General features: G+C 50.0%; 14 protein-coding genes. 10 read left to right on the top strand and 4 right to left on the bottom strand.

Features of this window, described 5'->3' with window-relative positions:
• Positions 1 to 115 precede the first annotated feature (115 nt).
• The 3 genes from L2725_RS12380 to L2725_RS12370 all read left to right on the top strand — a co-directional run bounded on the left by L2725_RS12380 (position 116) and on the right by L2725_RS12370 (position 2,407).
• On the top strand, positions 116 to 913 hold the full coding sequence (locus L2725_RS12380; protein WP_249249243.1) for a response regulator: 798 nt from the start codon (positions 116 to 118) through the stop codon (positions 911 to 913).
• Between the two features lie 129 nt (positions 914 to 1,042).
• Positions 1,043 to 1,315, top strand: a complete 273-nt coding sequence (locus L2725_RS12375) for an HU family DNA-binding protein (RefSeq protein ID WP_115137555.1) — start codon at positions 1,043 to 1,045, stop codon at positions 1,313 to 1,315.
• A gap of 399 nt (positions 1,316 to 1,714) precedes the next feature.
• Positions 1,715 to 2,407, top strand: a complete 693-nt coding sequence (locus L2725_RS12370; protein ID WP_248936532.1) for a TorF family putative porin — start codon at positions 1,715 to 1,717, stop codon at positions 2,405 to 2,407.
• A gap of 89 nt (positions 2,408 to 2,496) precedes the next feature.
• On the opposite strand, the gene L2725_RS12365 is transcribed toward L2725_RS12370, so the two are convergent.
• Positions 2,497 to 4,125 carry a mechanosensitive ion channel family protein gene (locus tag L2725_RS12365; protein WP_249249242.1) on the bottom strand — a complete coding sequence of 543 codons (1,629 nt, stop codon included), beginning with the start codon at positions 4,123 to 4,125 and terminating at the stop codon, positions 2,497 to 2,499.
• 248 nt (positions 4,126 to 4,373) lie between these two features.
• Between L2725_RS12365 and L2725_RS12360 the strand changes: the two genes are divergently transcribed.
• The gene (locus tag L2725_RS12360; protein WP_248936534.1) at positions 4,374 to 4,685 is read left to right on the top strand and encodes a hypothetical protein; all 312 of its coding nucleotides are present in this window, start codon (positions 4,374 to 4,376) and stop codon (positions 4,683 to 4,685) included.
• On the opposite strand, the gene L2725_RS23240 is transcribed toward L2725_RS12360, so the two are convergent.
• Positions 4,682 to 4,807 (bottom strand): hypothetical protein, encoded by a 126-nt coding sequence (locus L2725_RS23240; protein WP_283106475.1) that lies wholly within the window; start codon positions 4,805 to 4,807, stop codon positions 4,682 to 4,684. The two genes, L2725_RS12360 and L2725_RS23240, sit on opposite strands and share 4 nt — an antisense overlap.
• A gap of 204 nt (positions 4,808 to 5,011) precedes the next feature.
• Here L2725_RS23240 and L2725_RS12355 point away from each other — a divergent pair, with 204 nt between their 5' ends.
• The 6 genes from L2725_RS12355 to rraB all read left to right on the top strand — a co-directional run bounded on the left by L2725_RS12355 (position 5,012) and on the right by rraB (position 9,585).
• The gene (locus tag L2725_RS12355) at positions 5,012 to 5,311 is read left to right on the top strand and encodes an ABC-type zinc uptake system zinc chaperone (RefSeq protein WP_249249241.1); all 300 of its coding nucleotides are present in this window, start codon (positions 5,012 to 5,014) and stop codon (positions 5,309 to 5,311) included.
• Positions 5,312 to 5,414: 103 nt separating this feature from the next.
• On the top strand, positions 5,415 to 6,647 hold the full coding sequence (locus L2725_RS12350) for a hypothetical protein (RefSeq protein WP_249249239.1): 1,233 nt from the start codon (positions 5,415 to 5,417) through the stop codon (positions 6,645 to 6,647).
• The gene (locus L2725_RS12345) at positions 6,631 to 7,542 is read left to right on the top strand and encodes a metal ABC transporter solute-binding protein, Zn/Mn family (RefSeq protein ID WP_428985287.1); all 912 of its coding nucleotides are present in this window, start codon (positions 6,631 to 6,633) and stop codon (positions 7,540 to 7,542) included. Before L2725_RS12350 ends, L2725_RS12345 begins: the two co-directional genes overlap by 17 nt.
• Before the next feature lie 8 nt (positions 7,543 to 7,550).
• Complete coding sequence (locus L2725_RS12340) at positions 7,551 to 8,309, top strand: metal ABC transporter permease (protein ID WP_249249375.1); 759 nt, start codon at positions 7,551 to 7,553, stop codon at positions 8,307 to 8,309.
• A 100-nt stretch (positions 8,310 to 8,409) separates the two neighbouring features.
• On the top strand, positions 8,410 to 9,147 hold the full coding sequence (locus tag L2725_RS12335; protein ID WP_115137561.1) for a 1-acylglycerol-3-phosphate O-acyltransferase: 738 nt from the start codon (positions 8,410 to 8,412) through the stop codon (positions 9,145 to 9,147).
• A gap of 42 nt (positions 9,148 to 9,189) precedes the next feature.
• Positions 9,190 to 9,585: a ribonuclease E inhibitor RraB gene (gene rraB, locus L2725_RS12330; protein WP_115137562.1), complete on the top strand. Its 396-nt coding sequence runs from the start codon at positions 9,190 to 9,192 to the stop codon at positions 9,583 to 9,585.
• Positions 9,586 to 9,678: 93 nt separating this feature from the next.
• Here the strand turns inward: rraB and L2725_RS12325 are convergent, their stop codons facing one another.
• Together L2725_RS12325 and L2725_RS12320 are read right to left on the bottom strand one after the other, a co-directional pair.
• Positions 9,679 to 10,641 carry a GGDEF domain-containing protein gene (locus L2725_RS12325; protein ID WP_249249238.1) on the bottom strand — a complete coding sequence of 321 codons (963 nt, stop codon included), beginning with the start codon at positions 10,639 to 10,641 and terminating at the stop codon, positions 9,679 to 9,681.
• A 17-nt stretch (positions 10,642 to 10,658) separates the two neighbouring features.
• Entirely contained in the window at positions 10,659 to 11,684 is a 1,026-nt protein-coding gene (locus L2725_RS12320) for a response regulator (RefSeq protein ID WP_249249237.1), read from the bottom strand.
• Between the last annotated feature and the right edge of the window lie 139 nt (positions 11,685 to 11,823).

Genomic DNA, 11,823 nt, shown 5'->3' with positions numbered 1-11,823 from the left:
TTTCAGAGAACCACCTGCTGATACCGGGTCCAACTGCTATCTTTATGGCGTAAGCTGCCGTTTAACAGACACACATCTGTCGGCTCACAAGGGCAATGATGCTGAGGATTGATTTATGGAACACGTCTCGATTGATCAGTTATCGATACTCCTCATAGAACCTTCAAATGCACAGCGAAAAATCATCATGAACCAACTGCAGGAAGAGGGGGTTCATGAAATAAAGACGGCTGACGGTCTGGAGTCCGGCAAAGAGTTGGCTCAGGAGTGGCGGCCGGATCTTGTGGTCAGTGCCATGCATTTTGCAGATGGCACCGCTTTGGATCTGGTTGCCCATGTCAAAAGCAGCGAGGCCTGTGAAGACACCCAGTTTATGTTGATCTCCAGTGAGTATCGCAAAGAGCAGCTGGAGGCTTACCGTCAATCTGGCGTGGTGGCGATTTTGCCCAAACCCTTTGAACTTTCTCATCTGCATTCGGCGCTTATCTCTACTGCTGAACTGCTGGGTCATGATGATCTGGATCTGGAGTATCTGGAACCTCAGGACTTGCGCGTGCTGCTGGTGGATGACAGTGCGCTGTCGCGTAAGATTATTCGCCGAACCCTGAATACACTGGGAATGGAGGAGATCACTGAGGCTGCAGACGGTAAAGAGGCCATTCAATTGCTGCAGGACAACAACTTTGATTTGGTGATCACTGATTACAACATGCCCCAAGTGGATGGTCTGATGCTGGCCAAGTACATACGTCAGTACAGTGCTCAACCTATGGTCCCTATTCTGATGGTGTCATCCGACGCCAATGAGTCGCATCTTTCCAATGTCGCCAAGCACGGGGTTAATGCTTTATGTGATAAACCCTTTGAACCTCAGTTGGTTCGCAGGTTATTGAAACAATTGTTGGAAGAATAGTAATTTTTTGCTGTTAACTTCGCATTAACATCTTCACGAACAGTTTACCTTGTGGCATGGTAACACTGACCCAGCAGCATCATGGGTCCTGTTACTTATCCATAACTGTGATGATGTGAGAAAATAACAATGAACAAGACGGAACTAATCGCCAAAATGGCGGAGAATGCTGAGCTGTCAAAAGCTGAAGCAACCCGCGCACTCAAGTCTTTCGAACAGGCTATCACTGAGGCCATGCAGGCTGGTGACAAGATCTCTATTCTGGGCTTTGGGTCATTTGAAGTTGGCAAACGGGCAGCACGTACTGGTCGCAATCCTCAAACTGGTAAAGATATTCAGATCCCTGAGGCAAACGTACCTAAGTTCAAAGCTGGTAAAGCTCTGCGTGACAGCGTGAACTGATATTCCTTTCCCATGTCGCAAAAAAGCCCTCTAACTATGAGGGCTTTTTTATTGCATCAAGTTTTATGCTGCCAACCATGATTGCACCATGTGAGTGCCTATGCCCCAATAAAAGGCAGTCACTCTGGCTGTATCTTGTCTGTCGCTTGCATCATCTCTGCAGGTCACTGGATTGCAATCAATAACTTCTTACCCTGATTGCTGCAAATTTAACCAATGTATAACAGTGGCTTGAGCAATTTTGTTTGTTCAATTCCAGGATGAGTCTTGTGGTTCTTCGTTCAGATAACTTCCCAATTGGCACATGAATGGCAACTCAATGTGTGACCTGTGGCTGACTGCACTGTAATGGTTCATCAGTACAAACAGGATGGGGATTGACTAAACGAGGGGATAAGAATGAAGAACATAAGCGTTGGATTGGCCGCAGCCCTGGCTGGAGTATTGATGTCACAACCGGTTGCTGCAGAGGTGTCGGGTAATATAGGTTTTACTTCCAACTATTTGTGGCGTGGAGTCAGTCAAACCGCAGATGATGCTGCCATTCAGGGTGGTGTCGATTATGGACATGAGAGTGGATTCTATGCAGGTACCTGGGTGTCCAATGTAGATTTTGGCGATGGCACCAGCTATGAAATGGACTTGTATGCGGGCTTTGAAGGTGAGTTTGGTGACGGTTTCGGTTATGACGTTGGCTATCTCTACTATGGTTATCCGGATTCTCCCGGCAGCATCAGCTTTGGTGAGCTGTATGGCTCGCTCTCATGGAAATGGATCACTTTAGGCTATGCCAAATTCATTCACGCCGGCAGTGATGTTGCCGCCGATGGACTGGATGATGAAGACTACAGCTACCTGACTGCAGATGTCAGTGTTCCTGTCACTGAGATGCTAACGCTGGATTTTCACTATGGCTATAACGATGGGGATGTTATCAGCTCCTGGTTCGGCACCGACAGCTACTCCGACTACCACGTAGCTCTGAGCGCAGCGACCAAAATGGGGGATGTCAGCTTCGCCGTGGCAGACACGGATCTGGATGATGACGATGTTAAAGTGGTGCTGGGCTACACCTATAATTTCGATTTTTAGCTGATGGCGGGCATCCCGAATCCGCCCGCTCAATCACAAGAGTTAATAAAAAAGCGCCCAGCGGCGCTTTTTTACTTTGCGGCAGAAAATTACTTCTCTGCCGTCTGATAGATATGTACATCTCTTTGTGGGAAGGGAATGCTGATACCTTCGGCGTCGAAGCGCATCTTAACTTCCCGGGTAATATCCCAGTATACATCCCAGTAATCTTCAGGTTGACACCATGGACGAACCACAAAGTCTACGGAAGACTCACCCAGAGTGTGCAGCTTAACCACAGGCTCAGGATCTTTAAGGACTTTAGGGTGCTTGGTCACGACATCCATCAGTACTTTCTCTGCATGCTCAATATCATCTGAGTAGCCGATACCGAAGACCAGATCCACCCGACGGTTACGCTCAACAGTGATGTTGTTGATAGTGTCACCCCAGATCTTATTGTTTGGGACAATCAGACGCTGGTTATCGAAGGTCATAATGGTGGTGGATACCAGACTCATATGGCTGACTTTACCTGTTACACCACCGGCATTGATCAGGTCACCCACGTCGAATGGACGATAGATGAGGATCATCATGCCTGAAGCGAAGTTGGACAGGGTGTCCTGCAGAGCAAAACCTATGACCACACCGGCGATACCGAAACCGGCCAACAGAGGGCCAAGCTCAAAGCCAAGTTGCGACAGGGCAACCAGCAGGCCGATAGAGTAAACCACCTTGCTGGACAGCTTGGTGAAGAAATCCTGCAGCAGCTTGCTGAACTTAAGTTTGGAGGTGCTCACTGCACGGCGAACAATGCTTTCCACGATACGGGCCAGTAGACTGGCTGCAAACAGGATCAGCAGGAAAATAAAGACCTTGAAGGTCAGTGATGGACCATGCTCAATCAGTTGAGCCTTGGCGCTGTCCAGCCACTGCTGGAACAGACCTGAGGCTACGTCGATGTTCAGTACGTCCTGGGTGATATCCCCACTGACAGACAGCAGTGTCTTTTTCATGCTGTCGGTGTCCTGGCCGAGTTTGTCCAGCAGGGTGATCACTGATTCCAGGCTGGCATTGCTGTTGTCCAGCCAGTCGCGGTACATGGCGACCTTGGCAGTCTGCTCTTGAGAAACATCTTTACCGGCCGCATCGGCTTCAGCCACAGACGACTTCAGCTGTTGTTGCAGGAAGGTCACAAGGCTTTCCAAACGCTCACCACGACGGATCAGGGTTTTAATCAGTGCCGCTTTATTGGCAGACACATCCATGCCGACTTTTTCAGCCCAATGAATAGTTTCCAGTTGAGCTTCATAGAACTGATCACGCTCAGTCTCACGCTTGGCGATCAGGGCAATGGTCGCGCCGTCGTCTGATGTACCCAGTTGCTGCTTGAGTTTATCAACACTGTTGGCCAGATAGGTTTCGACCTGAGCAATAAACTGCAGTTGTTCGGTGATCAGTGGCTTAAGGGATGCACTGTCCGGGCTGGACTTGGCAACCTGAGAGCCGATCAAGCTGCGCAACTCACCAATTTTCTTGATGATGCGGTATTCGGTCAGGGCGCGAATTTCGCCTTTGGCGGTTTTCAGCTGGGCAATATCGTGGTCAATATCACCTTGCAGCAGCATAATTTGTTGGTTGACCTGTTGTGGTGTCAGGGTCGACTCATCGGCCCAAACGCCTGTGCTCAGCACAGATAACAGCATGGCCAGCAGCAGAGTGGAAACTTTTGACATGGGAATAAAAATATCCTTGATGACGTTAAGGCCGTAATGATATTCCGCAGCAAGAGTTGCGGCAACAGAGAAAAATCCTGTCTGGGAAAGATTCAATAACTTAAGTTGAGAATGCCGAAAAGTTTGAATAAGGTCGTGGGAAATATCACTTTGCAGCCACATTTTGCTGACGTTCTGGTATAGACTCTCACCCCCTGAGTACCGGCAGTGATTTGCCTGGTAACCCTTCTCTTTAATGGAGCATCATCATGATCTGCCCACATTGCAGCAAAGGTTTCAGCATTGCGCGAATAGAAAACCAAAGGGGAAAAGGCCTGAAAGCTGAGTTTCAGTGCCCGCACTGTCACGCCTGGTTGGGGAAAAACGTGACGTTGCAGCGACTCAAGATTACTGGCTTCTATGTCGCTGCAGGTATGGCTGCCTGTTATTGGTGGTTACCTCAGTACAAGGCTATTGCTGCCCCGGTAGGCATAGTCGCTCTTATACTGCTGTTGGCGTCCCATATTATGGACCACATTAAAGTCCGGGAACTGCCACCAGAGGAGCAGGATAAGGCTTAATCTATGACCACTTCCTGGCCGGCGAGTGAGGCTTCTACCCACCAAATGCCGCCCAATACCGCTGCCAGGAACAGCAGAATAAATACGATCAGTCCCAGATTCGCACGCAAAAAGGCCAGCATTTTTACCTCCCGGTTTTCCCCATTGCAGATCAGCCGCAATTTTCTGCTTCCAACCTTAGTTTTTACAGCTTAACTCAGGCTTAATTTACACTTAAGCTAAAAATTTGCACTGTCTGCGGTGCTGACTTGTAATTAATTTGTGGTAAAGTTCGGCGAAAGTAAATTTGGAATTTTACTTAACACAATTAGCAGGAGCAGACTTTTTTGAGACCCGTTGGCAAGTTTTCCAAGCAGATAACTATCTGGCTGTTGTTCAGCTGGATAAGTCTGGTTGTGCTTGCTCCGGCCCACAGTTTGACCCACATCAAGGATGGTGAGCAGTCACAACTGGCTCACTGCAGCCTGTGTTTTCATCAGCATCATCAAAATACATGTCTGCCCTCAACTGAGCTTAGCTTGCCTCAGGTTGAGTACAAATCCATTCCCTATTTCGAGGTTAGCTTCCACTCCTGGCAGGCTCCCTCATTCCATTATTTCACCCGCGGTCCTCCCCTATTTCTCTGATTTACCTAAATTAAAATCAATTACTTAGTCTGCTTGTCTATGTGCTTGCGGGCGTGTGCCAATTCATCTGAAGAATTGGTCTCAGGATTATTTTGGAGAAAAAATGAAAACCACATCTCTGTTTGGCCAGGCTGGCCGTATTTCCGCTGTTGCTGCAGCTCTGACCGCGACTTTTGCTGCTGCTGAGACTCCAACATTGAGCAACCCGCTTATTAGTGCGGTACTGGATGGTCACTATCAATCAGAAGACCGAATTCTGGGACGGGAAAAAGGTTTTGGCCTGGGTGAGACCGAGTTGGCAATCAGTGCCAACATCGATGACATGTTTTACGGCAAGATCACCACTGTTTTGGAAGTGCATGGCAGCGAAACAGAAGTTGAGCTGGAAGAGGCATTTATTCAAACCCTGAACCTGCCGGCGGGTATGGGTATTCGTGGCGGTCGTTTCCTGTCTGATATCGGTTATTTGAATAATCAGCACCCACACACAGATTCCTTCGTCGAGCGTCCCGGTGTGTACCGCGCCTTCCTGGGTAGTCACTACTTTGACGATGGCTTGCGTTTTAACTATCTGGCCCCAACCGATACCTATTGGTTGCTGGGGGTAGAAGGATTTAGCGGTGACTCTCTGCGTGCAGCAGATGAGTCCGGTGAGCGTGAATATGAAACAGTTGGGGTGTATACCGCTTACACCAAAATTGGTGGCGACATTGGTGACTCCAGCTCCTGGCAGTTGGGTCTGAGCTATCTGCGCAATGAAAATGGTCGCATGAGTGCTCATGAGGAGCATGGGCACGAAGAGGGAGGACATGCTGAAGAGGAGCATGGACACGAAGAGCACGGCCATAGTCACAGTGCAGCCTATACAGGTGAAAACATGTATGGTGCCGACTTCGTCTTCAAGTGGGCTCCTGATGGCAACTACAAGTACCAGCACCTGACTGTGAGTGGTGAGTTCTTCCGTATCGAAGACTTTATGCCGCTGGAAGAACACCATGAAGAAGAGGGGCACGAAGAAGAACATGGACACGAGGGCCATGGTAAAGACTATATGCAGGGCTGGTACCTGAGCAGTGTTTACCAGTTCTCTCCACACTGGTCTGCCGGTATTCGTTATGGTCAGGTTGACACTCAGCTGATGCACGAAGATCACTTCGATGCGCAGAAGCTGAAGGAAACTGATGTGATGCTGGCGTGGCATAACAGCCACTTCTCTACCGTTCGTCTGCAGTATACCCGCCAGGATGGCACCAACTTTGACGGTTTCACCGATGACAACATCATCACTCTGCAATATGTGATGACTCTGGGGGCCCATGGTGCGCATCAGTTCTAATTGGCTTAACGCCTCTTTGTTGACGCTGGGTCTGGGCATAGTGCCCATGGCCTCGGCTGAATTGAATATCTTTGCCTGTGAACCTGAATATGGCGCTATTGCCAGCGAGTTGGCGCCGAATGCCAGTGTTTACTCGGCGACAACGGCATTTCAGGATCCGCATCTGGTTCAGGCAAGACCCAGCCTGATTGCCAAGATGCGTCGTGCAGATTTGGCTGTGTGCGCTGGCGCTCAACTGGAGGTGGGCTGGTTGCCCATGCTACAGATGAAAGCTGCTAATCCAGCCATGAACTCTACCGATAGAGGATTGTTCTTTGCCACAGACCATGTGGAGACACTGGATAAGTTGGACAAGGTCGATCGCTCAATGGGGGATGTGCATGCAGAGGGGAATCCCCATGTGCATTTTTCACCTGAGCGATTGCTGCAGGTTGCCAGGGCCATGGCCAGTAAGATGGAGCAACTGGATCCAGACAATGCAGCGGCTTACCAGGCCAATCTGAAGCAGTTTGAGCAGCGCTGGCAAGCAGCGGTTCCGCAATGGGAGGCTGATGCACAGGAGTTGAAAGGTAAGAAGGTGATTGGTTATCACTCCAACTACCGCTACCTGTACGATTGGCTCGGGGTTGAGCAGACCGCAGATCTGGAGCCAAAGCCTGGCATTCCGCCTTCCAGTAGCCATCTTGCCTCATTGTTGTCCCGCGCCAAGCAGGGAGATATCTCTGCGATTGTAGTCGCGAGCTATCAGGACCGACGCGGTGCTGATTGGCTGGCGGAGCGAACCGGGTTGCCGGTGGTGGTTCTGCCTATGACTGTGGGTGGCGATGATCAAAGCACTGACATGTTTGGTCTGTACTCCAGTGTTATCGGCAAGCTGAAAGGGACTGTGCAGTGAGTGCAGAAATGCTTCAGGTACTGATGCCGGCCTTTGTGGCCGGCATCTTGGTCCTTTCAACCCATGTGATTCTGGGGCGCCAGGTGCTCAAGCGCGGCATTATCTTTATCGACCTGGCGATTGCTCAGGTTGCTGCCTTGGGTACAGTACTGGTGCATATGAGCCACGAGATGGAACATATGCCACTGGCAAATCTGTGGATGCCCTTGTGCTTTGCACTGGCGGCCGCAGGTTTGATCGCCTGGCTGGAAAAGCATATGGCCCAGGAGCTGGAAGCGATGATCGGTTGCTTCTACGTGCTGGCCGCAGTGTCTGCCATGTTGATTCTGTCCCACGATCCCCACGGTGGTGAACTGCTGAAGCAGGTATTGTCAGGACAGATCCTCTGGGTCGATTGGTCGACACTGATACTGCCTGCCGTAGCTTCAATACTGGTGTTGGCATTAGTGCTTTGGCGTCCACAGTTATTGTTGGGCCGGGGCTTCTATCTGCTGTTTGCGCTGATGATTACGCTGTCGGTTGAGTTGGTTGGTGTGTATCTGGTGTTCAGTTCTCTGATATTACCAGCACTTGCCATCAACAGGTGTGAATCGAAATGGGCATTGGCATGGGCTTATCTGGTCGGGGCAGTGGGTTATTTACTGGGACTTTGGCTGTCTGCCAGCTATGATCTGCCAGCCGGAGCTGCCATTGTGGTTACTCTGGCGCTGTCAGCTTTGGCGTTCAGACTGACCTATTCCAAGTTAATCAATGGCTTGAAACCCTGATTTGAAGTGAACGTTATTTAAGCGTACAGCTGTTATCAAAAGATTGAGCGACAGTGAGTTGCTGGCTATACTGTCGCCAATTTTTCTGCAGGAGACTGTCGTGCTGTTAATCGTCAGATGTCTGTTGTTGGCTGTTATGCTGGTATTCGCTTTCCTTTTCGGTGGCCTGTACTGCTTGCTACGACCGCTTCACAGAGACAATGTACATATGTTCGCCAAGCTGTTTTCAGCTGTGGCGCCTGTTTTGGGTATTAAGGTTATTGTTCGCAGACCAGCCGGGGAATCCAAGGGGCCTTGCGTCTATCTGGCCAATCACCAGAACAACTATGACATGTTCACCCACACCGCCGCAGTGCCAAAAGGAACTGTGAGTCTGGGGAAGAAGAGCATTCTGTGGATGCCGCTGTTCGGCCAGATTTACTGGCTGTCAGGTAATATCCTTATCGACCGCAAAAACCGCAGCAAAGCCTTCGATACCATGGCCAAGACGGCTCAGAAGATCAAAGAAAAGTGCCTGTCTGTGTGGATTTTCCCTGAGGGGACCCGCAGCCGTGGCCGTGGTCTGTTGCCTTTCAAGGCAGGTGCTTTCCACACAGCTATTGCTGCCGGTGTGCCCATGGTACCTGTACTGGCTTCCAACCAAAGTGATATCCGCCTCAACCGCTGGAACAATGGTGTAGTGATTATTGAGGTGATGGACCCGGTAGAGACCAAAGGTCTGGGCAAAGACTCAGTTAAAGAGCTTGCCGGTCGTGTCCACAAAATCATGGAAGAGAAGTTGGCGCAGCTGAATGCGGAAGCTTCTGCCATGATGAGTAAAACTGCTGCCCAAGGGTAGAAGTTTGTTATACTCCGGCCGTTGATTTAGATGGAGACGAGCATGTCTATTGAACGTATGCTGCAAGAGCAGTTGGAAGAGAACCGCGAAATCGTGCAGGCACTGATGGATGATGGTTCAGATCCTGATGCCGAATATGTGATTGAGCATCACTTTTCCAGTACCAACTTTGACCGTTTGGAAAAAGCTGCGGTAGATGCCTTCAAGCTGGGTTTTGAGGTGAATGACGCCGAAGAGATTGAGCTGGAAGATGGCAGCACACTGTACTGCTTTGACGCCATTGCCAACCATCGTCTGGAAGTGGAACTGCTGGATCAGGCCTGTGAGCAACTGATGAACCTGGCAGTCAAACAGAAGGTTGATTATGACGGTTGGGGCACCTACTTTGTGGGTGACGAAATGCCGGAAGATGACGAAGACGAAGAGACTCTGCACTAATCCTGCGCTTCGGTACGAATATTAAAAACCCGCCAACTGGCGGGTTTTTTACTAGGGTCTTTCATGGTTGAATTCTTCAAAGGTCAACAGATCCTAACTATCCTCATCTTTTGAATACACCTGCACATTGTTACGGCCTGTTTCTTTAGCCCGATACAGGGCAGCATCGGCCCGGCGGATCCAGTCAGAGTTCTGTGCTATCTCATTATCCAGCATGCAAATGCCAGCACTGATAGTGAACTTAATATTCTGTCCTTCCGCTTTCAGTGGGGAACGCTCCACTTTCTGCCTCAGTCTTTCCGCAAACTGGCTGGCGCTGGCAGCATCTGTATTGGGCAGGACTATGCCAAACTCCTCACCGCCATATCTACCTGCGACATCGGTTTCACGCAGAGAGTCTTGGATCAACCTGGCCAGATGCTGAATCGCCCGGTCGCCGACCACATGACCATAGTTGTCATTGATCGACTTAAAGAAGTCGATATCCAGCATCACCAGACTGGCATGCTCGTGATAGCGTTGGTAGCGCTCAAACTCCCGATTCAGCAAATCCTGCCAATGTCTGCGGTTATAGAGTTTAGTCAGGCCATCTATCTGGCTCAGTTCAGCCAGCTCAGCATTGGCTTCTTTAAGTTGTAATTTGTTCACTGCAACGTCTGTGACATCGTAGATGATCATACAGATATGGGTAACTTCTCCAGTCAGTGATGACAGGGAAAACAGGGTAACATTCTGGTACATAAACTCCGCCTGGCCGGTAATGGGGCGGAAGTTTTTAAAGCGGAAGATATAGGGTCTCTGCTCCCAGCTGATAAAGGCTCTGTTTTGCAGGGTTAACACCACCTCCATTTTCTTCGTCAACCACTCTTCATGCAGCTCAGGAAAGCATTCAAACAGGTTTCGGTCACGCAGGGTATTGGGGGAGATGCCACTGTGGTTCTCCATAAAGCCGTTCCACAGCTGCACCCGATAATCTTTGTCCAGCATCACCAGACCCACTTCAATGGTTTGGACCATTTCGATCAGCCGGTGCAGTTCATTCATTTGATTAGGCATAGGGCTTCCTGACGTCTTTAATCCAGCAGATAACTGAGCTTGGTATTCAAGGTGGGAATGGAGTCTTCGGTGAACAACAACAGCAGATCACAGCGAATATTGTAGCTCTCTATCTGATAATTGATTTCCATCGCCAGGGTGCGTTGCCATTTGTTGATTCTGGCATTGATAAGCTCTGACACATTGCAGTGTCGCCCCAACACAACGGGGTGAGACTGGCTATAGCTCATATGCAGTTGTTCAAACACACCGCGCAAAAATGCGCCTACAAGTACATTGCCTGTGTCCATCAGCACTTCAATTTCTGTGTCGGGGTCCTGGGGGTTATCCAGTCCCATTAACTTGGCCATCTCCTCAAAGCTACCGTCGTAAAACATCAGCAGGGCTTCTCCTGCGACGCCCGCAGCGATAAAGCCCTGACATAAAGCGGAGGCTTTATTTTCATGCTCAACAGATTTGAGGGCCATTGTCAGTTCGCTGGTTTCCAGCACATTGACGTTGGGGATGGGGAGTTTGACGAATACATCCAGCAATTTGGCGAGTAAGTCTGCAGCCTGGCCCATAGCGACATTGGCCACCTCCTGGCAGGCGTCGCGCAGGTCAACTTTTACAAAAGGGGAGTCATCGTCGGCCTTGGTCAGTTGTTCAGTCTGTTCAACAACCGGGGTCTCTTCGGGCACCAGAATGCCGTAGTTGATCAGCAGGGTACGTATCGCATCGAGGTTAACTGGCTTCTGGATAAAATCTATGGCGCCGAGGGCTTTAACTCTTTCGTGGGCTTTGGCTTGAATATCACCTGAGACGACGATAATCATGGCGGGCAGGTCCTGCTGCTGCACCTGGGTCAGCACCTGGTAGCCGTCCATGACTGGCATATTCAGATCGAGAAATACAATCTCGCCTTTGCCTTCACGGATGGCAGTAATGCCCTCCTGGCCATTGGCGGCATAGTTTACCTCGACCTCCCATTCTGGCGGCAGACTGCGGGCCATCTGCTTTCTCGCCATCGCTGAGTCGTCGCATATCAATATCTGAGTCGCCATAGCTCCCTTATCCCTGCTTTGCCCGTTATAACAAGCCTAACACCGATTTCGAGACTTGACGGACTTTCGACTATTTTCCGGGCCGGACTCAGTGCAAACGGCGGTAAATTAAGGCCCCTCTAATTTACCCTTGTGGTGC

Source organism: Shewanella corallii (assembly GCF_023349125.1).
GTDB lineage: Bacteria > Pseudomonadota > Gammaproteobacteria > Enterobacterales > Shewanellaceae > Shewanella > Shewanella corallii.
The sequence above is the reverse complement of the archived record's forward strand: the minus strand, read 5'-3'. Positions and strand labels throughout refer to the sequence as shown.